Annotated in this window: 19 protein-coding genes; 12 read left to right on the top strand and 7 right to left on the bottom strand. The window is 48.3% G+C overall.

All coding sequences use genetic code 11. The annotated features are described in order from the left end of the window. Positions 1-753, bottom strand: a complete 753-nt coding sequence (locus IT233_01190) for a hypothetical protein (GenBank protein MCC7301233.1) — start codon at positions 751-753, stop codon at positions 1-3. Between the two features lie 96 nt (positions 754-849). Here IT233_01190 and IT233_01185 point away from each other — a divergent pair, with 96 nt between their 5' ends. Then, entirely contained in the window at positions 850-1,968 is a 1,119-nt protein-coding gene (locus tag IT233_01185; GenBank protein MCC7301232.1) for a DegT/DnrJ/EryC1/StrS family aminotransferase, read from the top strand. Positions 1,969-1,973: 5 nt separating this feature from the next. Beyond that, a complete protein-coding gene (locus IT233_01180; protein ID MCC7301231.1) occupies positions 1,974-3,281 on the top strand; it encodes a UDP-glucose/GDP-mannose dehydrogenase family protein in 1,308 nt (435 codons plus the stop codon). On the opposite strand, the gene IT233_01175 is transcribed toward IT233_01180, so the two are convergent. Genes IT233_01175 through IT233_01165 form a run of 3 tightly spaced genes read right to left on the bottom strand, consistent with a single transcriptional unit; the run spans position 3,282 to position 7,719 of the window. Then, complete coding sequence (locus IT233_01175) at positions 3,282-6,008, bottom strand: hypothetical protein (GenBank protein ID MCC7301230.1); 2,727 nt, start codon at positions 6,006-6,008, stop codon at positions 3,282-3,284. Further along, positions 6,009-6,611, bottom strand: coding sequence for a ribonuclease HII (locus IT233_01170; GenBank protein MCC7301229.1), 603 nt, complete (start codon positions 6,609-6,611; stop codon positions 6,009-6,011). Next, complete coding sequence (locus tag IT233_01165) at positions 6,592-7,719, bottom strand: glycosyltransferase family 4 protein (protein ID MCC7301228.1); 1,128 nt, start codon at positions 7,717-7,719, stop codon at positions 6,592-6,594. Before IT233_01165 ends, IT233_01170 begins: the two co-directional genes overlap by 20 nt. Before the next feature lie 46 nt (positions 7,720-7,765). Between IT233_01165 and IT233_01160 the strand changes: the two genes are divergently transcribed. From IT233_01160 to IT233_01145, 4 genes are all read left to right on the top strand, one after another. Next, positions 7,766-9,211, top strand: a complete 1,446-nt coding sequence (locus tag IT233_01160; protein ID MCC7301227.1) for an oligosaccharide flippase family protein — start codon at positions 7,766-7,768, stop codon at positions 9,209-9,211. Between the two features lie 117 nt (positions 9,212-9,328). After that, positions 9,329-10,372: a hypothetical protein gene (locus IT233_01155; GenBank protein ID MCC7301226.1), complete on the top strand. Its 1,044-nt coding sequence runs from the start codon at positions 9,329-9,331 to the stop codon at positions 10,370-10,372. Further along, entirely contained in the window at positions 10,365-11,306 is a 942-nt protein-coding gene (locus IT233_01150) for a hypothetical protein (protein ID MCC7301225.1), read from the top strand. Before IT233_01155 ends, IT233_01150 begins: the two co-directional genes overlap by 8 nt. A gap of 4 nt (positions 11,307-11,310) precedes the next feature. Further along, positions 11,311-12,750 (top strand): O-antigen ligase family protein, encoded by a 1,440-nt coding sequence (locus IT233_01145; protein MCC7301224.1) that lies wholly within the window; start codon positions 11,311-11,313, stop codon positions 12,748-12,750. Here the strand turns inward: IT233_01145 and IT233_01140 are convergent. The 3 genes from IT233_01140 to efp all read right to left on the bottom strand — a co-directional run bounded on the left by IT233_01140 (position 12,727) and on the right by efp (position 15,591). Then, positions 12,727-13,950, bottom strand: a complete 1,224-nt coding sequence (locus IT233_01140; GenBank protein ID MCC7301223.1) for a PP2C family protein-serine/threonine phosphatase — start codon at positions 13,948-13,950, stop codon at positions 12,727-12,729. The genes IT233_01145 and IT233_01140 overlap by 24 nt on opposite strands. 83 nt (positions 13,951-14,033) lie before the next feature. Beyond that, the gene (locus tag IT233_01135) at positions 14,034-14,981 is read right to left on the bottom strand and encodes a UDP-3-O-(3-hydroxymyristoyl)glucosamine N-acyltransferase (GenBank protein MCC7301222.1); all 948 of its coding nucleotides are present in this window, start codon (positions 14,979-14,981) and stop codon (positions 14,034-14,036) included. Between the two features lie 49 nt (positions 14,982-15,030). Next, positions 15,031-15,591 carry an elongation factor P gene (gene efp / locus IT233_01130; protein ID MCC7301221.1) on the bottom strand — a complete coding sequence of 187 codons (561 nt, stop codon included), beginning with the start codon at positions 15,589-15,591 and terminating at the stop codon, positions 15,031-15,033. A 132-nt stretch (positions 15,592-15,723) separates the two neighbouring features. On the opposite strand from efp, the gene IT233_01125 reads away from it, so the two are divergent. The 6 genes from IT233_01125 to IT233_01100 all read left to right on the top strand — a co-directional run bounded on the left by IT233_01125 (position 15,724) and on the right by IT233_01100 (position 25,760). After that, the gene (locus tag IT233_01125) at positions 15,724-17,175 is read left to right on the top strand and encodes an MFS transporter (GenBank protein ID MCC7301220.1); all 1,452 of its coding nucleotides are present in this window, start codon (positions 15,724-15,726) and stop codon (positions 17,173-17,175) included. Next, positions 17,147-18,076: an ROK family protein gene (locus IT233_01120; protein MCC7301219.1), complete on the top strand. Its 930-nt coding sequence runs from the start codon at positions 17,147-17,149 to the stop codon at positions 18,074-18,076. The genes IT233_01125 and IT233_01120 overlap by 29 nt, the downstream gene beginning before the upstream one ends. Before the next feature lie 14 nt (positions 18,077-18,090). Then, positions 18,091-21,030: a GH92 family glycosyl hydrolase gene (locus IT233_01115; protein ID MCC7301218.1), complete on the top strand. Its 2,940-nt coding sequence runs from the start codon at positions 18,091-18,093 to the stop codon at positions 21,028-21,030. Between the two features lie 67 nt (positions 21,031-21,097). Beyond that, the gene (locus tag IT233_01110) at positions 21,098-23,365 is read left to right on the top strand and encodes an aconitate hydratase (GenBank protein ID MCC7301217.1); all 2,268 of its coding nucleotides are present in this window, start codon (positions 21,098-21,100) and stop codon (positions 23,363-23,365) included. After that, on the top strand, positions 23,362-24,486 hold the full coding sequence (locus tag IT233_01105; GenBank protein MCC7301216.1) for a DUF4421 family protein: 1,125 nt from the start codon (positions 23,362-23,364) through the stop codon (positions 24,484-24,486). The genes IT233_01110 and IT233_01105 overlap by 4 nt, the downstream gene beginning before the upstream one ends. Beyond that, complete coding sequence (locus IT233_01100; GenBank protein MCC7301215.1) at positions 24,486-25,760, top strand: MFS transporter; 1,275 nt, start codon at positions 24,486-24,488, stop codon at positions 25,758-25,760. The genes IT233_01105 and IT233_01100 overlap by 1 nt, the downstream gene beginning before the upstream one ends. Positions 25,761-25,773 lie beyond the last annotated feature (13 nt).

Below are 25,773 nucleotides of genomic sequence, written 5' to 3'. Positions count from 1 at the left end.
TCAGTGATAATAGATCTCCCTGGCAGTTCGTTTGTACAAGGGAAGCACCCATCCTGCACGTAAACCGAAGAGCAGATCAAGACGGGAAGAGGTGTCTGCGGTCATGGTATCGTAATTGAAGGACCGGCGGCTGGTCGTAAATCCCTGATACGATTCCACGCATAAAAAGAAATTGATCATCTTCCGGCTGCCGATATACTGATAGCCGAACGATTCGCCCACCAACGTTCCTGATGTGAGCCGGTCATATCCTTTTTTGTATTCATCAGTCAGCTGGTAACTCAGATTGCCAACATCCTCAATACGAATCTTGTGAAAGATCCCGCCTATTGACAGATCAAGATAGAATCCGCAGTTAGGATTAGGACCAAGGGCAGGGAATAAACGCCCACCGGTAAACATCCAGGTCATGCCCCGTTCAAACAAACGTATACTGGCGAACTGCCCGTTACTGTTAATGATGGCACCGGAGGAGGTTGCGATACTGTCAAGAATTCCGTTCTCACGTACTTTGTCTCCAAAAATGTAACTCACTCTTCCTCCAAAACGCCAATTACTTCGCGTTTTGATCATGAAATCAAGAGCGATATCCGAGTTACTTCCGAAACGATCGGAAAGGTCAGCACCGGGGATCTGAAAACTGTAGGAGAACTGCATCAGAGGAACAAAAATGGAGCTGTCTTCCACCTGTGCAAAGAACCTCAGTGATCCCAACAGGAAAAGTATGCAGAATAATGCCTGTTTCACCTTCATTTTCACGAAGATACGAAAAACAGGAGGGTCCCATTCTGCGATTTTCAGTATCTTCGCTCTCCAATCTAACGGCCGATGGAACAAGCAGTTAAGAAGATTCCGATGGTTGATCTTAAATCGCAATATGCGAAGATCAGGAAGGAAGTGGATGCCGCAATGCACGCTGTGCTCGATCATTGTGGTTTCATTAACGGACCGGAGGTGAAAACATTTGCCTCCGATCTCGCCGCCTATCTCCGCGTGAAGCATGTCATTCCCTGCGCCAACGGAACGGATGCTCTTCAGATTGCAATGATGGCCCTCGACCTGAAACCGGGGGATGAGGTGATCACCGCTGATTTTACCTACGTTGCAACGGCAGAGGTGATTGGTCTGCTTAAGCTGACCCCTGTTCTGGTGGATGTTGATCCGGACACCTTCAATATTGATGTGCAGGCTATGGAGAAGGCGATTACTCCCCGTACAAAAGCCATTGTTCCCGTTCATCTCTTCGGACAGTGCGCCGATATGGAACCGATCATGGCCGTGGCAAAGAAGTATAATCTGTTTGTAATAGAAGATAATGCGCAGGCGATCGGAGCGGATTACATTTTCCGTGACGGGCGCAGAGCGAAAGGCGGTACCATCGGAACAGTGGGCTGTACTTCTTTCTTTCCTTCCAAAAATCTGGGATGCTACGGCGACGGAGGAGCTCTTTTTACGGATAATGATGAGCTGGCATCGCGCATACGGAAGATTGCAAATCATGGGCAGTCTGTTCAGTATGTGCATGATCTGATCGGGTGTAACTCCCGTCTGGACAGTTTGCAGGCTGCGGTGCTGGGAATTAAATTAAAGCACCTTGATGAATACGCTGCAGCCAGAAACAGGGCCGCAACATTTTATGATAACGCCTTTTCGGGAAATAAGAAACTCCGGATACCGGCACGCTCGGCACATTCTACTCACGTTTTTCATCAGTACACGCTGCAGCTGAACGGCGTGGATCGTGAAGCGCTCCGGCGGCATATGGAATCGAAGGGAATTCCGGCCATGATCTATTATCCCATCCCGCTGCATCTTCAGGAGGCATATGCCAGCGACAGGTATAAGCCCGGCGACTTTCCCGTTACTGAGAAGCTCTGTGCCGCAGTGATCTCTCTTCCCATGCACACAGAGATGGACGAGACCACACTCAGATATATTGCCGAGTCAGTTAACGAATTTGTAAAATAAATCAAATGAATATTGCAGTTGTCGGTACCGGATATGTCGGACTTGTGACCGGAACTTGTCTTGCCGAAACCGGCAACAATGTAATTTGTGTAGACATCAATAAGGAAAAAGTAGATGCCATGCGGAGAGGGGAGGTGCCCATCTATGAGCCGCATCTCGATACTATCTTTCACCGTAATATTAAAGCCGGCCGGCTGCGCTTTACGACTTCGCTTGCGGAAGCGGTGGAGAATGCGCGCATCGTTTTTCTTGCATTGCCTACTCCTCCCGGCGAAGATGGTTCGGCCGACCTGAGTTATATCCTCGGCGTGGCGGATGAATTGGGAAAGCTGATCCGCGACTACAAAGTAATCATTGATAAGAGCACGGTGCCGGTCGGAACAGCTGAAAAAGTGAGAGAATCCATCGCCAAACACTGTAAAGTAGAGTTCGACGTGGTTTCCAATCCTGAATTTCTCAGGGAAGGATTCGCAGTGGATGATTTCATGAAACCGGATCGGGTAGTAGTGGGTACACAGTCGGTGAAATCACGGAAATTGCTGGAGGAACTTTACAAGCCATATGTGCGGCAGGGTAACCCAATCGTTTTTATGGACGAGCGCTCAGCAGAACTCACCAAATATGCAGCGAATGCTTTCCTGGCTACCAAAATTACTTTCATGAATGAAATCGCCAATCTGTGTGAACGGCTTGGAGCGGATGTGGATATGGTGAGGATAGGAATTGGGTCCGACGACCGGATCGGGAAGCGTTTTCTTTTTCCGGGAATTGGTTACGGAGGATCCTGTTTCCCCAAGGACGTACAGGCGCTGGAACGTTCCGCCGGCGAGGCAGGATATTCCTTTCGCCTGTTGCATGCTGTAATGGAAGTGAATGAGGCGCAGAAAATCTCCATGCTCCCGAAAATGAGATCCTTCTTCGGGGATCTGAAAGGAAAACATATTGCCGTTTGGGGACTTGCGTTCAAACCTGACACGGACGACATCCGGGAGGCTCCTGCTCTTTATATGATTAATTCCCTCCTGCAGGAGGGAGCTACAATCTGTGCTTACGACCCCGAGGCAATGAATAATGTAAAACGCGCCTACGGAAGCCGGATCGGTTTTGCCGAAGATCATTATGCGGCCCTTGACGGTGCCGATGCTTTGCTGATCTGTACCGAGTGGAGTTTATTCAGGACACCGGATTTCTCAAAGGTGGCAGGCGCTCTTCGGTCTAAGGCGATATTTGACGGAAGAAATCTGTATGGCCTCGAGCAGATGAAGGAGGCCGGTCTTACGTATTTCTCGGTGGGTAGAGTTCCCGTCCGTTGATCATTTCCCCAGTGGCCATGCCATCACCCGCTTCCGGCCCGCCGGTGCCAGGAGATAATATACGCCGTCTTTGTTCAGTTCTCCCACAGAGAACATACCGCTGCCTTTGAATACCGTTTTGTTCAGGTTTCCCTGTTCGTCACAAAGCAGTAATTCCTCTTTCTCTCCGCAGACGACACCGATCCGGATCCGATTTCCCGAAAGCCGGAAGAGAATCGGAGCCTGTGTGATACGTGCGCCTGCGTTCACCCTGAAAAGCAACTTTTTCCCACCCGCGAAGCAGAACAGGGAGCTGTCAGCGGCAATAAGCAGGTCGGGTACACCGTCCAGGTCCACATCCCCCAATGTGATGTTACGTCCGGGACCTGGTGGCAGTGGATGTATACTTTCCTTTTTGCCCCCGGTGTAAATCTGCGTGATGTTTCCTGAACTATCAGCGATGGTCAGGTAAGTTCTGCCGGCCTGTTTTCCTTCAGTGATCATCCACTGTACCGGGTTGGGAATAGCACTTACTTTTAATTTCTGATACCATTCTCCCCTCCGGTTCATCCAATAAACCTTCCCGCCTTCGTCCACCGCGAACAGGTGGTCTTTTCCGCCGCTCCGGAGATGCCGTAGCGGAAGCGAAATCTGTTTATCGGGTAAGAGCGGCTTCCACTTATCAGCAGGAATACCCCTGATGGTATAATTCATAATCTTCCGGTCGGCGAGCGGCAGCACCAGGCGATAGTCGTGATTTTTTTCATAATCAAAAACCGCTAAGGGAGCAGTAGCGGGCGAAGGAAGGTTTACAGGGAAGCCGTCGAGGTATTTACCATTGCGGTCCAGCAGATGCAGGCGGTGATCGGTATTAAATACCAGCTGGAGTTTGTCGTTACCATAAATGTCAATCTGCTGAACGTTTCCGCGTATCATGCCGTCCAGCTTTTTTTTCCATAATAGCTTTCCTGTGTTCGACCAAAGTGAAATAGTGGCAGAGTCATCCTGAATCAGTACATCTTTGGTTCCGTTGGTATGATTCATCAGCAACCAGGGTTTCATGTGAACCTCGTATTCTGTTTCCGCTTCCCATACGGTGGCAATCTCCTGCTTGGAGGAAGCGGTATAATGAAGCAGGGCATTCGTATAGTACAGTTCCTTTTCGTTTGTGAATTGGAGTGCAAAGAGATCAAACTTGTTTAACACGGCCAGGTGGGGCTCCAGTGTCCGGAACAGTGAAGGAGTTAGATCGCTGACGATATTTTCAGAAAGGGAAGGTAGCCGGGCATATAAAAAGAAATTACATTCCTCGGAAAAATACTCATTCATAATGCCGTTCAGTTTAGGATCAGTACCGAGTGAATTCCGGAACCGTACAGATTCCGTGACCCTTACTAGTTGTTCCGCATCCTCCGAGAAGTAAACGTAATTATTCAGAATCATATACCAGGGTTCCTTCAGATCACGGAACGGTTTACCCAGGAGATGTTCATACGGTGCGCTGCCGTGTAGCCGGCGAATCTGTATACCGTTATAGTCTCTGCTAACACGGGTGATTTTTTTCACCGAATCGGCTTTCCCGCATAGTTGCTCAAGTACCTTACCTGCGGCGAGTGGATCCGGTGCGAAGAAAACCAGGCAGAGATCTGGGGGAGAATCACCCTGCTCATCAGTAAACGCTGCGGCCTGGTTGTTGGTCCAGCTTAAGAATGAACTTCTCAGATCAGGCGGGTAATTGGAAAGTGTAGGGCCGCTTTGTGTGCCTTGGCTGTCATTCTCTTCCAAAAGACGAACCCTTTCCCGGTCATCGGCATAAGTCATAAGGTCTCCGATTCCGATCGTAACTGCATAGGCAGCCGACGCAGGTATGCCGTTCAGGATATCCAGGGTTTGCGGTTCCTGTTGTCGGAATCCGGAGAGGAAGCCGGAGGGCGATGCGCCGGTGTATCCGTTCATGACCAGCTGATTGGTATGCATCGTAAGATCCAGCGCGCTCCAGTTGCCCAATTCCTCCGGAAAGGTGATGTCGGAAGCTGTTTCATTCCGTATCAGACGAAGGTATTTATTCAGCCCGGCCAGCCGCAGGTACAAATTCGCATCGTTTCGTTCGCCGGCGGAGCCGAACACCCTTGAAAATGCATTGTCATCCTTGAGCGGCAGCCCCGTTTCCGAATGAAGTATGGCTTCATTCACCAGTGCACGGGAATAACTTGCAAGAAATACGCCCTCATGAATTGAAAAAAAGAAATCCCGCTTGTCGTTGTTGAACCGTATAGCACGGATGACCGCTCCGCCAAAGCCCTCCGTTTCTTCCTTTAATGCCGTTCCGTAGCTGCCAAGCAGTTCTTCAAGTGCCGGTTCATCGCTGAGCTCCGGTAGTGCCCAGGCGAAAAGCAATGCAGCGGTACCTTCTGCCCGCAGGTGAAGGGATAAATAGAACGGCCGGTCAGTCAACCATTCTTCCTCGGTCAGCCGCGGGCCTGCGCATGAATCGATGTGATAAAGAAGCGAGCTGAGTGTATCCATTGCTCCGATATGGCGGAGTTCTTCCCACATCTGATTCGCCGTCAGTAGTTTTTCAAGTGTAGATACGGACCTTCTTGACTCCAGGATGAATAGTGCATCTCCCGGAATGCAGTCCATGGCTTCCCTAACGGGGGTACGGGCACGTTGATAATAATCATAGGCATACCAGAGTCCTGCCGCACCCGCAACAATAATCAGAACGGTTAGAATTTTCCGGAACATCTACAGATCAAGTTTAAGTTGGGGTGGTAACAGTGTGAAACTTTTTCTGTGATAAATGCAGGAGCCAAGGGCACGAATGGCTTCGCGGTGGTCCGTTGTTGGATAACCTTTGTTTTGTTTCCAGTTGTATCCCGGGTACTCGCGGCCAATCTTTTCCATGTATTCGTCGCGGTACGTTTTTGCAAGAATTGAAGCGGCTGCAATCGACAGGTAGGATGCGTCGCCTTTTACGATGCACCGGTGGGGAATATTTCTGTAAGGGTTGAAACGATTGCCGTCTATCAATAGACTATCGGGCACTATTTTCAGCTGATCCAGGGCCCGGTGCATGGCCAGAAAGGAGGCATTCAGAATGTTGATTTCGTCAATTTCCGCGGGATGAACGAAGGCAACCGCCCAGGCCCTTGCCTTTTTTTCGATTTGAGTTTTTAGTTCTTCTCTTTTTGCCGGACGAAGTTGTTTGGAATCGTTCAGACCCTCAATGTCCGTATCATCGGGAAGTATAACCGCCGCCGCCACTACCGGACCTGCCAGGCAACCCCGGCCTGCTTCATCACAGCCGGCTTCAGCCACCCCGGTCAGACTATTTCCTTTCAGCGGCATCGGTAATTAGTTTCCATAGGACGTCTGCACTTTGATTCCAGGAAAAGCGGGAAGCGTTTTTGAGTCCCGCCCCTGAGAGATCCTGGCGCAGCCCCGGATCGGAATAAAGTTGTTTCATTTTTTGAGCAATGTCATCCGGACGCTGTGGATCTGCGAGTAAAGCGGCACCGCCGGCCGTTTCGGGCAAACTGGTCACAGATGAAGTGATCACCGGTGTTCCGCACTGCATGGCTTCTATCACCGGAATTCCGAACCCTTCGAATAGCGGAATGTAAACCAGCGCAAGGGCTGCACTGTACACCGCGGGAAGTTCAGCTTCTGTGACCCTTCCTATGAAATGGATCCGCGGATTCGTTTTTATTCTTTTTTCTATGGCAAGCGTGTTCGTTCCGTGCATAGGCACACCGGCAATGAGCAACTGTACATCATGGTCGCTTTCAGCAGCAAATTGTTCATAAGCTGTAAGGAGGTTAGTGAGGTTTTTTCTGGGATTCAGGGATCCCAGGTACAGAAAGTAAGGGTTTCCATTCGTGTATTTCTGCCGGATTTGCTGTTGTGCCTCCTGACCGGCGCGCATAAACTGCGGTCCGGCTGCGTTAGAAACTACAGCTATGCCGGTTGCGGGTATGCCGTATTTCTCCTCCAGTGTTTTTGCGCTGAATTCGGAAACAGTTACCAGTTGCGTGGATTCTCTGGCAAAACGGGGAAAGTATTTTTTGTAGAATGCCATTACATTCGATGGGAGCAAGTCCTGGCGATACTCGAAATTGATATCATGGATCACGTTCACACAGGGAACCCTGGTGCCAATCGGAAGAAAACCGTCCGGTGAAAAAAAGACATCCGGTTTCCATTTGCGTAGTAGAAAGGGCAGTGTAAACCGGAGCCAGATATACCAAAGAAATGGATGCCGGGCAGGAGGGAAGGAGGAAATCAGACGAACATTGTCCGCATAGCGGAAACGGGCGTCAGGATTACGGTCGAAAACAAAAATAAATTCATGTTCCGGATGATTGCACACAAGGCGGCGGAGTAACTCATGGGTGAAAATACCCATCCCTTCCATCTGATTATGCAACAACAGCCGGGTATTCACCATGATCTTCATCCCCGCAAATATAGGCACTCCCCGGCTTTTCGTACTTTTGCAGCCCATGCAGAAGAAGTTCCTTTCCAATCTTGCCTTACTGCTGGCGCTGAACCTTCTTATCAAGACCTACTGGGTACTGGGGATAGATACGCAGGTCCAGAAGTCTGTGGGTACGGCAGATTACGGACTTTATTTCGCCCTTTTCAACTTTTCCTTTCTTCTGAACATCCTGCTCGATGTTGGGATCACCAATTTCAACAATAAGAATATCGCACAGAATAACCATCTCCTCACCAAGCATTTTTCAAGCTTAACGGTGCTGAAATTTCTGCTGGCGGTTGTATATATCCTTGTTACTGCGGTGTGCGGATGGGTGATCGGGTATGATGAAAGACTCATGCGCCTGCTGCTCTGGCTGGGATTCAACCAGTTTCTGATCTCCCTTATTATGTACCTCCGGTCGAACCTGGCCGGACTGCACCTCTTCCGTACGGATGCCGTGATCTCCGTTTTGGACCGGAGTATAATGATTCTGCTGTGTCTTGGACTGCTCTACGGCGGATGGGTTGAAGAGATGGATATAATGTATTATGTGTACGCCCAAACGGCTGGTTATATTCTCACTGCCGCGGTTACTTTCTTCATCGTGGTAAGTAAAACGCATTCCCTTCGGCTGAAATGGAGTCTCCCGTTTTCTGTGATGATCCTGAAAAAGAGTTTTCCTTTTGCTGTGCTCGTGCTGCTGATGACTTTTTATAACCGGATTGATACGGTGATGCTGGAACGAATGCTTCCGGAAGGAAAAGGTGCTTATGAGTCCGGGATCTATGCGCAGGGATACCGTTTTTTAGATGCTACGAATATGATCGCGTTCCTTTTTTCGGGATTGCTGTTGCCTATTTTTTCGCGAATGATCAAATACAAAGAGTCCGTTGAACAACTCGTGAAACTCTCCTTCACTATACTGATTACTCCTGCACTGGTCATCGGAGCGGGCTGCTTTTTTTACCAGGCCGATATTATGGAAGCAATATACGGGAAGGTGCATGTCAGGGAAGCGGAGCCGGTCTTCGCAACGCTGATGGCCTGTTTTATCCCTATTTCCACCACCTATATCTTCGGCACACTGCTTACAGCGAACGGGAACCTCCGGCAAATGAACATCATGGCGGCTACGGGGATGGGTGTCAATATCACGCTTAATCTTCTGCTCATCCCTTCTCTGAGTTCTTACGGATCGGCCCTCGCAAGTCTTATTACCCAAAGTCTCTCTGCTTTGGCACAGGTACTCATTGTTCAGAGATTCTTCCGATTTCAGGTGAATAAGAGACTGCTCGGAACGCTGGTAGTGTATGCTGCAGGTGTGGTTGGTATCAATTATTTTTCTAAAATGATACACCCCGATTGGCGCGTTAATTTTTGTACTATGCTGGTATCCTGTGTGTTATGGGCATTTCTGACAGGACTTATTACCATCAAGGGCATATTCCGCGTAATAAAATACGGCTGATTTTTTGGCGTCGGATGCACAATATTTTGTCTCCTGCCCAGTTACCCCCTCATCGGCGGAATTTTCATACTTTTGATCCCCTTCTGCTAAGGCAACTGATTTAGTTTTCAATAAGTTATGAGTAAACAAGTTCGGGAGAGTTTTGACACAACAGGACTGCTGGTCTTTCTGTTCAGCTGGAGAAAGCCCATTCTTCTCCTGACTGCTCTTGGGGCAGTCGCATCTATTGCTGTTTCTCTGGCTATACCTAATAAGTACAAGTCAACGGTTATTCTGTTCCCATCCACAACTTCTTCCGTTTCCAAGGCACTTCTCAGTCAGAATCCCGGTCAGAAGGACGATATTCTGCGTTTTGGAGAGGAAGAGGATGCAGAGCAGATGTTGCAGATTTTGCATTCAAGCAAGATTCGTGACCGGATTATTCAGAAGTACGATCTGATGAATCATTATGAAATTGATCCGGATGGTGATTTCAAAATGACCGATCTGTACAGGGAATATGAAAGCAACATTACCTTCGAACGTACTGAGTTTATGTCGGTTAAAGTGGAAGTGTTGGATACAGATCCTTTGAAGGCCGCAAACATTGCCAATGATATTGCCGCGCTCTACGATTCTACAATGAGTAGTATTAAAAAGGAGCGTGCCAAACTGGGACTTCATTACGTAGAAACGACCTACCGGAAAATCAGCGGGGAAATTAAAAAAACGCAGGATTCGCTGGATGTGCTTATGAAACTGGGGGTGAATGATTATGAATCTCAAGCCGAACGATTGAACGAAGCGTTGGGTAAGGCGATTCTCGAAGGAAAGACGGCCGCTGCTAATATGTTGCGCGATCAACTGAAGCAACTGGCCCAGTATGGTCAGGCCTATGTTTCCCTCCGCGACAATCTGGAATTTCAACGGAAACAACTCTCGGAAATAAAAACAAAATATGATGAGGCAAAGTTGGATTATGAGGAGAATCTGCCGGACAAATTTGTAGTGGATTACGCCTATCCGGCGGAGAAAAAATCATATCCGGTGCGGTGGATTATTGTCACGGTTTCAACCGGGTCCACTTTCCTTATCAGTATTCTTGGAATTATTATGCTTGAAAGTTTTCAGAGGGTAAGGAGATCTCTGTTGTCTAAGGTCAATCCGGAAACGAATGGCTGATATTTTTAACAATATGGATCTTCTTCGTCTGCTTCTGAAATGGAAGAAGCAGTTGGGAGCATTGGTTCTGGCCGCCGGCGTGCTGGCCTGGTTTTTTTCACTGCCTGTTTTTATTGCACCACAATATAAATCGTCTGCGGTGATTTATCCCAGCAACCTGATCTCCTACGGCATTGAAACTCCAACGGAACAAATGCTGCAGCTTTTTCAATCGAACCAGATCCGGAACCAGGTCATCCACAAGCATAATCTGTCAGAACATTACGGTGTGGATACGCTGAATAAGGGTGGCGTTACCAGGTTAACGGATGCATTCAATGATCATGTGCAGATCGGGAAAACAGAGTTTGAGGCAGTGGAGCTGGAAGTTTTAGATGAAAATCCGGACTCCGCATACCATATTATTCTCTCATTGATCGAGTACTTCAATACAAATACCAGAGATCTTCATCGTAAAAAATCCCTTGAGGTGGTTTCGATTATCGAAAAGCAGATGCAGCGGAAACAGGTGGAAATCGATTCGGTAAGCAGTCTGCTCCGGGAGCTTAAGGTGAAATTCGGAATTATTGATTATAAGTCGCAGGCGAAGGAAGCAAGCAGAGAGTATTACAAGTCGTTGGGAAATAATCCCAAAAAAACCTCCGATATCCTGGTCTCGATCCGGAATCTGGAGGAAAAGGGAAACGATTACATCGCGCTGAACGAATTCATGGAAGCCTCCATTAAAACGCTGACCAGTTTGAAAGTAGATCACGACAATGCGTTCCGGGATGTGGTGAAGGAACTTACGTATACGAACGTAGTGGTGAAACCGGTAAAAGCAGATAAAAAGTCCTATCCTATTCGTTGGGTGATATGCGCAGTTTCCATGATCTCTACTTTTTTGGTGGCGGTGATTGGTGTGATCATCCTCGAGCGCTCCCGTCGTTACTGAACCGATGACAGAACAAATCAAGCTGAAATGGCTGTACCTTATCGGGGGAATTTTCATCCTGATCAATACCTATTTCATCGCCTACGAATTCTTCTGGCTCAACTTACTTCCGGGTGTTTTTCTTGTAGTAATGCTGGCGCTTTTCTCTATGGACAAGCTGCTTTACATGGTTGTCTTCTTTACACCGCTATCCATCACACTCAAAGATGTAAAGGACTTTGGAGTGGCTCTCTCCGTGCCTACAGAACCTTTGCTGTTCGGGATCACACTGATTTTTGTTTTCCGATACCTTTATGAAGGATACCTGGACCGCCGGGTGGTGCGGCATCCGGTGACTATTGCCATCCTGTTTTATCTTGGATGGATGCTGGTCACCTGCGTTACGTCTGAAATGCCGCTGGTATCGTTAAAGCATTTTGCCGCCAAACTTTGGTTTATTATCCCCTTTTACTTTTTAGCGATTCAGTTGTTCCGCGAGAAGGAAAACATCAACAAGTACCTATGGGCCTATCTTTTGTCCTTTACCATCGTGATTCTATACACACTCATCAATCACGCACAGGGCGGATTCCGCGAACAACCGGCTCACGTGGCGATGACGCCTTTTTATAACGACCATACATCCTACGGGGCCATGCTCGCCATGTTTTTTCCGTTGCTGTTCGTTTTAGTTCAATGGAGCACATTTACACGCACCCAGCGCCTTTTTGCATGGATGCTCCTTGTTCTTTTTGCCGTAGCACTCGTTTTCTCCTATACGCGCGCCGCATGGGTGAGCCTGGCTGGCGCACTTTTGGTTTTTCTGGTGCTGTGGTTCAGAATTAAATTGTTCACAATAGGTCTTGGGGCCATAGCGGGTCTTGCCTTGCTGGTTACGTTTCAGGACAGGATTTTTATGCGGCTGGAAAAGAATAAGAAAGCTTCTTCAACAGATTTTACCGAACATATTCAGTCTATTTCAAATATTTCTACAGACGCATCCAACATGGAAAGGATCAACCGGTGGCAGTCGGCCCTCCGGATGTTCCGCGAGCGGCCTTTCTTTGGCTGGGGCCCGGGAACATATATGTTTCAGTATGCTCCGTTTCAGTTTTCCTATGAGAAAACCTACATCTCCACCAATATGGGTGACCGGGGAAATGCACACAGCGAATACATCGGACCGCTTGCAGAATCCGGTGTTTTAGGCATGTTATCCTTTGTGATGATTGGGGTGGCGGCGATTTGGAAAGGGGTGAGTTTGTTCAAGAGAATGAACAGGGGAGTGTACCGAAACCTGATCATAGCGTTATTGCTGGGATTGATCACTTATTTTGTTCACGGTGCGCTCAACAACTTTCTGGACACAGATAAAGCCTCTGCACCCTTCTGGGGCTTTATGGCAATTCTTGTCGCATGGGAAGTTTACCACCAGCCGGGTTCAGAAGAAACGGGCGCTGAATAAGGTGATATCATCAATGTAGGACTGGGATTCCCGGAAGACGTCCAGTTTTTTAATGATCATGGCATTCAGTTCTTCCATGCTCAGGTCTCGGTGATTCATCATCACCTGTTCCAGAGAGCCGGTACCGAATTCCACACCACTGTTGTTTTCCACTTCTACCACCCCGTCTGTATAACAAACCACCGTGCTGGGGGGCTGAAGGTGAACGAGCCCTTCGCGGATGCGCGGAATTTCATCCAGCATGCCCAGTCCGGTGCATCCGGTTCTGAGCAGCGTAGTTGTGTTTCCGCTCAGCAACACCGGCGGATTATGACCTGCGTTGATGTAGTTCAGCATTTTTGTCACCTGATTATAACGCGCGATAAAAAAGGTGATAAACTTTTCTCCCTTCGCATTATCCATAACAATCGCGTTCAGTTCGCGTACAAGATCGGTGAGTGAATTCATATGCCTCAATAAAATACGCAGGTTGGCCTGAAAATTCGACATGAGCAGGGCAGCTGCCACTCCTTTACCGGATACGTCGGCCATACAGAAGGCAACTTCATTCTCATTCAAACGGATAAAATCATAATAATCGCCTCCTACCTGACGGTGCGGAAGGTAAAAGGCTGCGATATCCATGTTCTTGTCCGATGGAAGGCTGGACGGGAAAAGCATGTTCTGCATTTCTGATGCAAGTTCCAGCTCCTTTGTGATGGCCGCCTGCTTCAGATTTTCTTTAAATAGTTTTTTGTTTTCTACCGCTACCACAATAATGTTGGTGAGCGTTTGTATGAACGGCAGATGCTTGATAATGGGACTCATTTCCAGCTCCTGCTCATTGATATCGCCGATGAGTACGTAGGCCAGCGGAGAAGATTTGTGAAACACGGGAACCACAGCATCAGAATGCTGCTTTGCGGTTTCATCGAAAATGTTGGTAAATGTAATTCCCTCTATTCCTCCCAGCTTTTGATCCACATCAAATTCAGGAACCTTGTCAACCCCGAAAGAGATAAGCGTTTTCCAGGATCCATCATGGCTGAGCAGTACAAGCCGGCCGATGTTGAGTTGTTCCCTGACCACTTTCTCGAAGATCTCCAACAACTCATTCGTTGAGAAATTGTTATTAATGGCTTTGGTAACTTGAAGCAGCGAACTGAGCTTGATCTCCATCAGCTGGGAACGGGAAAACGACTTATGGGAGGGAGTAGCCATTGTATATAAAATTAACCGGATTACCGGTATGCCAAATTAATTTAGACCAATGAGATGAATTGAACGATAAAAGTTGCGGAAGGTCAGTCTGCTTTCAGCCGCTTGAGTTTTTCGAGGATTTCAGGAATGCGCTTCACCTGTGCCAGTTCGCGCATTTTCTCACGCGCATCACCGGCCGGTGTCCCAAAATAACTCTTTCCGGCTTCCAGATTCATTCCAACACCGGACTGGGCAAGAACCACTGCTCCGTCGGCTATCGTAATGTCGCTGGAAACGCCGGCTTGTCCCCAGATCGTAACCCTGTTTCCTACTTTCACCACACCTGAAATTCCTACCTGTGAAGCCATCAGGCACATCTCACCGGTTACAGTGTCGTGCCCGATCTGAACGTGATTGTCTATCTTGGTTCCTCTTCCTACAATAGTATCTGCGGTAACACCCCTGTCTACAGAACAAAGCGCCCCGATCTCTACATCATCCTCAATGATGACCCTCCCGCAGGAGATCAGCTTTTCAAAATGTGATTCCCGCTTTTTAAAATAAAATGCGTCTGCGCCAATTACAGTGCCGGAGTGAATGATCACATGATCCCCCAGATGACAGTTTTCATAGATCACCACACCGGAATGGATCAGGCAACCGCGTCCTATGGTAACTCCATTCCCAAGAAATACTCCCGGCATAATAACGGAATCTTCTCCCACCTTGGCTGAGGGTGCGATCATCTCTTTCTGCGGCGGATACACGGGTTTGAAATGAGTGATCAAGCGATTAAAGGCACTGAATGGATCCTTCACTACCAGCAATGCTTTTCCTGCCGGTGCCTGCATTTTAGCGTTGATCAGTACGGTGGTGGCTGCACAGTTGAGTGCCTTACCGTAATATTTCGGATGGTCAACGAAAACTACATCGCCTTCCTCCACACAATGTATTTCATTGAGCCCTGTTACCGGATGACCGGGATCTCCCACCGCCTCCGCTCCCAGCAGCTCCGCGATCTCTTTGAGTGTATGAAGCCTGGAGAATTTCACAGTTCAAAGATAGATATAAAAAAACCCCTCCGGGGAGGGGTCTGCTTGATTACTTTACCCGTTCCATGTAAGAAAAGGTCCTGGTATCTATACGGATCTTGTCTCCTGTATTTACAAATAAGGGCACATTAACCACTGCTCCCGTTTCCAGCGTGGCCGGCTTTAACGTGTTAGTAGCCGTGTCGCCTTTTACGCCGGGCTCACAGTACGTAACGGTCAGCTCCACAAAGGTGGGAGGCTCTGCAAGAATGGGATTCTCTCCTTCGAACGCCACCTTTACCGTCATCCCCTCTTTCAGGAACTGAATACTGTTTCCGAACATGGACTTATTCAGGTAAACCTGCTCATAAGTGTCATTATCCATTACTACAACAAGCTCATTCTCGGGATAGATGTACTGCATTTCTTTGAATTCCACCCGGACTATTTCTACCGGTTCCCCGGAACGAAAGCGGTTTTCTACCAGTTTGCCTGACTTAAGGTTCCGCATTTTCGCCTGGTAAAAGGCCCTAAGGTTTCCGGGAGTCCTGTGTTGGTATTCAAGGATCTGACAGATCTCATTATTAAATCGGATGAAGGTTCCGATGCTTACATCTCCGGTATCGGCCATAGTTGATGTTTTTTGATTGTGTAAAAAGGGACGCAAATATATCCCTTTTTTGGCCCCGGCCAAAGTCTGATACCAAGTGCCCTGAAACCACTCCGGAGAACGGGTTCCACGATTATTTTATACTTTAGGGCTATGCCGGTGTTGGATAAAAGCAATTCAGTTTCAGGCCCTTCCGGAACCGGGGGGCTGATGATCCTGATTTCAGTATTTTTCTTTTGGGGTTTTGTAGCCGCCAGTAATACCATTCTTATTCCTGTCTTCCGTGAGCACTTCGAGCTCAGCCAGTGGGAAGCTATGTTCGTGGATGTGGCATTCTATATTGCCTATACCGCGGGTTCGCTGATTTATATGGTGCTGTCGCTGGTGCGTAAACGAGACCTGATCAATGAAATAGGTTACAGGAACGGCATCGCACTGGGGCTTTTTATTTCTGCGTTGGGTACACTTCTGTTTTACCCTGCCGCTCAGTCTTCTTCCTTTCCCCTGATGCTAACCGGATTGTTTGTGGTAGGCCTTGGTTTTTCTCTTCAGCAAACTGCAGCTAATCCTCTTGCCATCAATCTCGGAGATCCTAAAAAAGGTGCGCAGCGACTCAGTCTCGCGGGCGGGATCAACAATATTGGCACAACCATCGGTCCCGTACTTGTTTCGTTCGCTATTTTCGGCGCTCTTGACCCCGGTGCGAAGCTCGAGAGCCTGGAATCGGTAAAGGGGCCTTACCTGATCCTTGGAGCAGCCTTCATCCTGGTGGCCTTGTTTTTTAAATTCTCTTCTTTGCCCGATTATCCTCCGGCGGAAGCAGAAACAGGAGAGCAGAAACAGGAAGGCCATGTGATTCGTAATCCGCAGGTTTGGATGGGCATGATCGCCATTTTTGTTTATGTGGGAGTGGAGGTAGCCACCGCAGCCAACCTGCCTGAATTCATGAAACAGAAACTGGGCGTTCCCACGGAGGGAGTTGCTCCCTACGTGTCTTTGTTCTGGGCCAGTCTGATGATCGGACGTTGGACGGGCGCAGTGGGTGCCATGGAATTGAAACCGGTAATAAAACTCATCCTGCGGTTTATATTACCCTACGCAGCGTTTGGAATTTTCCTGCTGGTCAATTTCATCGGCGGCGCAGATCTCACTCCGTTTTATTATTATTTCGCAGTGATTCCTCTCGTGATCTTTGCGGAGGTACTTAGTAAAGGAAGCCCAGCCCGGCAACTCATGATCTTTTCGTTTCTCGGTATTTCCGCATTGCTTGTAGGTATGCTGGGAAGCGGTATGGTGAGCGTGTATGCGTTTATCTCAGTGGGATTATTCTGTTCCACTTTGTGGCCCTGCATTTTTACCCTGGCCATTGCAGGCCTCGGCAAAAAGACAAATGACGCGTCGTCTTTTCTGATCATGATGATTATGGGAGGAGGCTGGATATCCCTGGCACAGGGAAGCCTTGCCGATACAAACGTGGGAATCCAGTGGAGTTATTTTGTCGGTGTGGGATGTTTTGTTTATCTTCTCTTCTATGGGTTCAGCGCCAGAACCATCCTGAAACAAAAAGGTATTGACTATGAAAGCGGTACTGGCAGCGGGCATTGATATTGGCGGCACGAACACCGTATTCGGTTTGGTGGATTCCCACGGAAAGATCCATGCCCGCGGAAGTATTGCAACAAACCGGTTTACAGATCCCGAAGCGTTTACCAAGGAAGTAGCGACGGCTATTCACAGTATCCTGCCGGCGGAGGTAAGGTTGCTTGGTGTTGGTATAGGGGCTCCCAGCGGAAATTTCTTCTCGGGATCTATCGAGTACGCACCAAATATGCCCTGGAAAGGGGTGATCCCGCTGGCCTCTTATTTTTCAAGAGAATTGGGCTGCCCTTCATGGCTTACCAATGATGCCAATGCCGCAGCCATAGGAGAGATGTTGTTCGGTGCTGCAAGAGGTAAAAAGGATTTCATTTTCGTGACGCTGGGTACCGGGTTAGGCAGCGGAATTGTTGTGAATGGGGAACTGGTATATGGGCATGATGGTATGGCCGGCGAACTCGGGCATGTCACCGTTATACGCAATGGGAGGTTATGTGGATGCGGTAAATATGGTTGCCTTGAGACGTATTGTTCAGCCACGGGGCTTGTTATAACCTATAAGGAGCTGAAAAAACTGGAGAAGGTGGACGGGATCGACGCTAAATATATTTACACTAAAGCGATGGAAGGAGAGGCCGGGGCTGCAGAAGCATTCTCCTTTACGGGAAGAATTCTTGGTGAGGCCCTGGCCAATGCGGTGGCTTTTACATCTCCCAATGCCATCTACCTTTTTGGTGGTCTTGCAAAGGCAGGTGATCTGATCCTGCATCCAACGCTCGAAAGCTTTGAAAAAAATCTGCTGCATATTTACAGGAATAAAGTTACCATTCACTGGTCAGGACTTCCGGGTGCCGATGCCGCCATACTCGGCGCAGCATCACTGGTTTATAAGGAACTGGAGAGCCACTGAAAAAGACTTGCGATATGCGAAAATCTCTCACACTTGCCGTACTTTTTCTCTCCGGTGTTCTCGCATCCCAACAGCCAGCAGGACACGTTAACCCTTTCATCGGAACCGGCGGACACGGGCATACTTTTCCCGGAGCTGCGTTCCCCTTCGGAATGATACAGCTTTCACCCGATACACGTGTCGACGGCAGTTGGGATGGATGCGCAGGGTATCATTATTCTGATTCGGTTATTTATGGGTTCTCACATACGCATCTAAGCGGAACGGGCTGCTCTGATTTCGGGGATATACTGCTAATGCCTACCGGTAAAAGAAGTGTTTTGCGGAGCGATTACCGTTCCGGATTCTCCCACCAAAAGGAAAAAGCCTCCGCCGGATATTATGAAGTGGAACTGGACGATGAGGAGATCAATGTCAGGCTAACCACCGGTAAGCGGGTGGGAATGCATGAATATGAATGGAAAGGCAAGGAGAAATATGTGGTTTTTGATTTGGGTCACAGAGATAAGGTGCTGCCGGGTTCGTATGTGAAAATCGTGAGCAGTACCCGATTGGAAGGACTTAGAAGGAGTGAAGCCTGGGCAGGAAACCAGAATGTCTATTTCGCCATCGAATTTTCACGGCCCTTTGAATGGGAAGTTTTTATGAACGATAAAAGCATGGGAGATCAGCGCTGGATCGACAACTATTACAGCGGTGAATTTGTAAAAGTGCTCCTGAATTTTTCGGACATGAAAGCGGATAAACTGACCGCAAAAGTTTCCATATCCTCCGTAGATGTAAAAGGAGCATGGAATAATATGATTTCCGAGGTGCCCGGCTTTGACTTTGATTTAATGTACACAAATACGGCGAAAGCATGGAATGATGAACTCTCACGCATTCATATCGTTACGGCGGATAAAGACCAGCTTGCCGTATTTTATACAGCACTCTATCATTGTATGATTCATCCCTCCCTGGCTTCGGATGCCGACGGGCGCTACCGCGGAATGGATAAAAAGATTTATACGGCGGAGGGCTTCGACTATTATCATGTTTTTTCTCTGTGGGATACTTTTCGAAGCCTGCATCCTCTGCTAACACTCATCGACCGGAAACGAACTTCTGATTTTATCAAGACCTTCCTCGAGATGTACAAACAAACCAAGCGACTACCGGTTTGGGAGCTCGCATCCTGCGAAACGGAATGTATGATCGGATACCATGCGGTATCTGTTATCGCAGATGCGTACATGAAGGGTATCCGCGACTTCGATGTGCAGCTGGCGCTGGATGCTATGGTGGCAATGAGTAACCTGCCCGGATACAGGGGAATCGACGAATACAAGGAGAAAGGCTTCCTGGAGACCCATGATGAGTCCGAAAATGTTTCAAAAACGCTGGAGTATGCTTATAACGACTGGTGTATTTCGGTTTTTGCCAGGGCAATTGGAAAGGAGGAGATCTATCTTCATTATCTGGACCGCTCGCATTATTGGAAGAACATCTTTAATCCTGCAACCGGTTTTATGCAGCCCCGGCAAAACGGCGGCTGGCTAACACCTTTCGACCCGTACCGGGTAGACAATAATTACACCGAAGCAAACAGTTGGCAATACAGCTTTTTTGTACCACATGATCCGGCAGGACTTATTAACGCACACGGCGGAGATGAGGAGTTTCTCCAAAAGCTGAATCAATGCTTTCATACGAACAGAAAAACCACCGGAAGGGAGCAGGCGGATATCTCCGGCCTCATCGGACAATATGCGCACGGAAATGAGCCCTCCCATCATATGACGTATTTCTACAATTATGCCGGCCAGCCTTCGGCAGGACAAAAATGGATCCGGAAAATTTGCACTGAATTTTATAAAAATGCACCGGATGGCCTGATCGGGAATGAGGATTGTGGTCAGATGAGTGCATGGTATGTGATGAGCGCACTCGGGTTTTATTCTTTCTGCCCGGGATCGCCTGTTTATGCTATCGGATCTCCGTTGTTCTCACATGCAGAGATTCTGATATCGGGTAGTAATAGATTCACAATCCGGGCAAACAACAATGGCGGGAATACTCCGTATGTAGCCGGTTTCAGTGTGAACGGAAAACCGCCGGACGGGAAATGGGAAATAACTCATGAGCAGATTCTGAAAGGCGGGGAACTTAATTTCAGTATGACATCCGATCCCGGAAAGGTGGAAAATGGGTTGCTGAATAATGGAATGATCAGCTATGAAGGACAAAATCCAGTTCCCGTTCCGGCCTTCTCGGCCAATGGTCCCCCAGTTTTTCGTGATTCTCTTATGGTTACTCTTACAGCGCCGGATCCTCAGTTAAAAATATGGTACCGGCTCAGTCCGGATCTGTCAAAACCAGCCCTGCAGTATAAAGGACCTTTTAAGATATACAACACCCAAACAATTACGGCCTACAGCGAAACAGCAAACGGGAGTAAAAGCAGTAAGCTGGTTATGGCCACCTTTTCGCTGCATCCGCATCCGGAATGGAAAATAGAGATGCAAAGTGAGTACAATCCGCAATATACAGCAGGAGGACCTGAAGGTATTATCGACGGAATCTATGGTGATCTCGAATGGAGGAAGGGTGGGTACCAGGGTTATCAGGGCAAAGACATGTGCTGCATCATTGATCTGGGAAGCGAAAAGGAGATAAGTGAAGTGGCGCTGAGTTTTCTGGAGGATGCACGATCCTGGATCTATTTCCCCCGGGAAGTAATCGTTGAATGGTCACCGGACGGGAAAACGTATGGCCCTCCTGTTAATACAAAGAATACCTCACCCTCTTCGGATATGAACCTCGGAAAAAGAATAATGACCGTTCCTGCGGGAGCGGGTAAAAAAGTGAGGTATGTAAGAATAAAAGTGGTGAATTATGGTAAACTCCCTCCATGGCACCTCTCTGCGGGCCAGGACGCCTTCATCTTCATCGATGAAATACTGATCAGATAAAATTACAAAATATTTCCCACCCTGTTTTAGCATTTTTCTACCTTTATCATAGAGAAAAAACATTCTTATGGCTCACGACAAAGACATGATTTCCAAGGTTTACGCAAACCTGCCTGCACGCGTTGCCGAAGCGCGAAATCGTATGGGGCGTCCGCTTACCCTTACAGAGAAAATACTTTACGCTCACCTTGCTGATGCATTGCCTCAGGCTGCATACGAGCGCGGGAAGTCATATGTGGATTTTAAACCGGATCGTGTGGCCATGCAGGATGCAACTGCTCAGATGGCGCTTCTGCAATTTATGCAGGCTGGTCGTCCGAAAGTGGCAGTGCCTTCAACGGTGCACTGCGACCACCTTATTACAGCAAAAGATTCTTCCCGTCAGGATCTGGATCGGGCGGTTCAGGTGAACCAGGAGGTTTATAATTTTCTATCCTCCGTATCCAATAAATATGGCATCGGTTTCTGGAAGCCGGGTGCTGGAATTATTCACCAGGTTATTCTGGAGAATTATGCCTTCCCGGGTGGAATGATGATCGGAACGGTGTCTCATACGGTGAACGCAGGTGGGCTGGGCATGATCGCCATTGGTGTGGGTGGTGCAGATGCATGTGACGTAATGGCCGGACTTCCCTGGGAACTGAAAATGCCGAAACTCATCGGCGTGAAACTTACAGGTAAATTGAGTGGATGGGTCTCTGCAAAGGACGTTATTTTGAAAGTCGCAGGTTTGCTAACTGTCAAGGGTGGAACAGATAAGGTGGTGGAGTATTTCGGCCCCGGCGCCGAATCGCTTTCCTGCACCGGAAAAGGAACGATCTGCAATATGGGCGCTGAGATCGGTGCAACTACATCCACCTTTGGATATGATGCTTCCATGGACCGCTATCTTCGTGCTACCAACCGGGCAGACATTGCAGAACTGGCATCAAAAGTGAAAGAACACCTTACGGGAGATGCAGAGGTTTATGCAGAGCCGGCAAAATATTTTGACGAGGTGCTGGAAATTAATCTTTCCGAACTGGAACCCCATCTCAATGGCCCCTTTACTCCTGACCTGGCTACTCCGATTTCCAAAATGAAGGAAACGGCCGTTAAGAATGGCTGGCCCCTGAAAGTAGAGGTCGGACTCATCGGTTCATGTACCAACTCCTCCTACGAGGATATTTCCCGCGCAGCATCACTGGCGAAACAGGCTGTGGACAAAAAGCTAAAAGCAAAGGCTCAGTTTACTATCACCCCCGGCTCGGAACTGGTTCGCTATACCATTGACCGCGACGGATATATCGCCGCCTTCAATAATATTGGCGCAAATGTGTTCGCCAACGCCTGCGGACCCTGCATTGGCATGTGGGACAGAGCAGGGGCAAGTAAGGGTGAGAAAAACACCATTGTGCATTCATTTAACAGGAATTTCGCGAAACGGGCCGACGGAAATCCGAATACCTATGCTTTTGTGGCATCGCCGGAGTTGGTTACGGCACTCGCCATAGCGGGTGACCTGACATTCAACCCGCTGACCGATACGCTCACCAATTCAGAAGGTAAACAGGTGAAACTTGATCCGCCATCCGGTAATGAGCTGCCACTGAAAGGATTCGCTGTCGAAGATGCAGGATACCAGGCTCCGGCAGCGGATGGGGCCAGCGTTCAGGTGATCGTAGATCCGAAATCCGATCGCCTTCAGCTGCTGGATCCGTTCCGCCCATGGGAAGGTGCCAATCTTGCAGGCCTTAAACTTCTGATCAAAGTGAAGGGTAAGTGTACCACGGATCACATCTCAATGGCCGGCCCCTGGCTTAAATACCGGGGACACCTCGACAATATTTCTAATAATATGCTCATCGGTGCGGTGAATTTCTTCAATGAGAAAACAGATTCCGTAAAGAACCAGATCAGCGGACAGTATGAAAGCGTTCCTAAAGTGCAGCGCAGTTACAAAGCGGCGGGTTATGGATCGGTGGTGGTTGGCGACGAGAACTATGGAGAAGGTTCATCGCGGGAGCACGCTGCCATGGAGCCGCGTCACCTCGGGGTTCGCGCGGTTTTGGTAAAATCCTTCGCCCGCATCCATGAAACCAATCTCAAAAAGCAAGGAATGCTGGCACTCACCTTTGCAAACAAAGAGGATTATAACAAGATAAAAGAAGACGATAGTATTGATATTGTCGGACTCACTTCTTTTACTCCCGGAAAACCGCTTACAATGCTTTTCACGCACTCCGACGGCAGTAAAGACGAGATCACAGTGAATCACAGCTACAATGCCCAACAGATCGAATGGTTCAAAGCTGGTGGAGCATTGAATATTATCCGCGCCTCTGTCAAAGGATGATCCGCAGTAAAATACTCTGCCTGCTGTGTGCTGGTAGTATGCTCTCCGGATCCGGTCTTGCCCAGAACGGAAATCCTTCCGTTACGGTTAGCCCGGATGTAAATTCCCTGAAATACGATACGAATTATATTACAAAGTATCCTACCAAGCTGGTCATCGGACTCACCCAGTCGGAAAAGCACTTCGAGGTTTTTCTTAAAGACACTTTCCTGAATTATAAGGATGTCAAGTTCAAGGCGAACTCTGCACATTCCCTGGGACTTAGTCTTGATTTCGATATCCTGGGTGTGGGTTTTGATTTCTATAGCTATCCCGTTAAAAATGATCCCCTGGGAGGTAAAACAGAGTACCGCGGTCTTTCGCTGAACTTTAACGCAGGGAAATTCCGCAGCGAAAACAGCATCAAAAAGTACCAGGGTTTCTACGATGAGAATTCATTCATTGATACCGTCGAAGGGGTTCCTGTGTACGGATACATCCCGAAGGATTCCGGAGCGCAGTTCTATTATGATCCAAGTATGTCCATTTTTATGTTCAAGTCTAAATTGCTGTATACGTTCAATAACCGGAAGTTTTCCCTCGGATCGTCTTATGCCTCTGTTGCACGTCAGCTCAAAACGGCTTTTAGCTGGATGCTGGCGGGAACGATCTATACCAACCGGGCATGGTCCGACAGCGGATTGATCCCTTCTGCCTTGCGTTCCGTGCATGACTCGCTATGGGGAAACTGGAATAATCTTCAAACCAGCGGGCTGAGTCTTGGTGGCGGAGGCTCTGTAAATTTTGTGGTCCGCAAACGATGGTTCCTGAATCTTTCACTGAACGGAATGTTTGATCTGCAGCGGCAGTATTACTCCTCGCGTGAAGGAGAGATCGCTGATCTTGGTAAAATGGGCTGGAGTCAGGACGCCAGGGCGGCCTTCGGGTATAATGCCCCCAGATTTTTTATTCGAATTTTGGGAAAGTGGGACAGCAATAACTGGGCAACAGCAGATAAATATATGTTATGGGATCAGACATTTTTTTACGGAGAGTTTACTATAGGCTGGCGTTTCTCTCCACCCATTCCGAAATTCTACAAACGTTTTCAGGAGTCTAAGGTCTACCGACGCTGGTTCTGATGTCAGAAGTTAAAGGAAATAAGAGGATCATTACCGCCTGGACATTTTTCGATTGGGCAAATTCATCATACCCCCTGGTTATTACGGCTGCACTTTTTCCCATTTTTTATGAAAACCTTACGAAAGACGGAGCCGGTGACACGGTATGGGTCTTCGGGATGGAGTTCAAGAACACAGCGATTTATACCCTTGCCCTCGCTGCAGCCAATCTGATTACCGCCATTCTGGCGCCGCTCCTATCCGGTGTGGCAGATTATTCTGGCCGAAAAAAAGGATTTCTGATGATCTTTACCTACATCGGAGCGTTGGCCTGTGCGGGCTTATATTTCTTTTCTGCCAGTAACATCACGCTGGGTCTTGCAACAGTGATGCTGGCAAATATCGGTTTCAACGGCGGACTCGTCTTTTATAATGCGTTCCTTCCGGAAATTGCCGCCCCGGAGCAACAAGACAGAGTGAGCGCACGGGGATTCTCAATGGGATATTTCGGAAGTGCCATTCTGCTTATCCTCAATCTTGTCTATGTGATGTCGGCGGAGGAATCAGAACAACTGGACGCCCTCCGCTGGTCGTTTGTTTCTGTTGGTGTGTGGTGGATAGGTTTTGCGCAAATTCCTTTCGCATTACTGCCGGGTAATCTGTACAACCGGTCGCCCTCGGGAAATTACCTGCTGAACGGATACCGTGAACTGATGAAGGTACGGAAGCAGCTCCTAAAGCATAAATACCTGGCGAAGTTCCTGTCAGCCTTCTTTGTGTATAATATGGGCGTGCAGACAGTCATGCTCGTTGCTACCCTTTTTGGCTCCAAGGTCCTGAATCTCTCTTCTTCCCAGCTCATCACTACAATTCTTATTCTGCAGTTTGTGGCCATCATCGGGGCTGTTGGATTTTCCAGGTTGTCGGCGGTCAAGGGCAATGTTTTCACGCTGAGCGCCGCTGTGCTGATATGGATACTGGTTTGTGTTGCAGCTTATTTTGTGAGCAGCGCCGTTCAGTTTTACGTGGTGGCCGGCCTCGTAGGTTTTGTGATGGGAGGAATACAGGCGATGTCACGTTCCACTTACTCCAAACTACTGCCGGATACAGAGGATCATGCTTCTTTTTTCAGCTTCTTTGATGTAACCGATAAACTGTGTACTGTTTGCGGAATGGCGGTTTTTGCGCTCATCGAACAATTCTGGGATATGAGAAGTGCAGTGCTGGCACTGATACTTTTTTTCGTAGTTGGGTTTTTACTGCTGTTAAGGGTTTCAATGTCAAAAAATCAGTAAAAGCCCCTGTTCC

This window comes from Bacteroidia bacterium, from assembly GCA_020852255.1.
Taxonomy (GTDB): Bacteria; Bacteroidota; Bacteroidia; order JADZBD01; family JADZBD01; genus JADZBD01.
The sequence above is the reverse complement of the archived record's forward strand: the minus strand, read 5'-3'. Positions and strand labels throughout refer to the sequence as shown.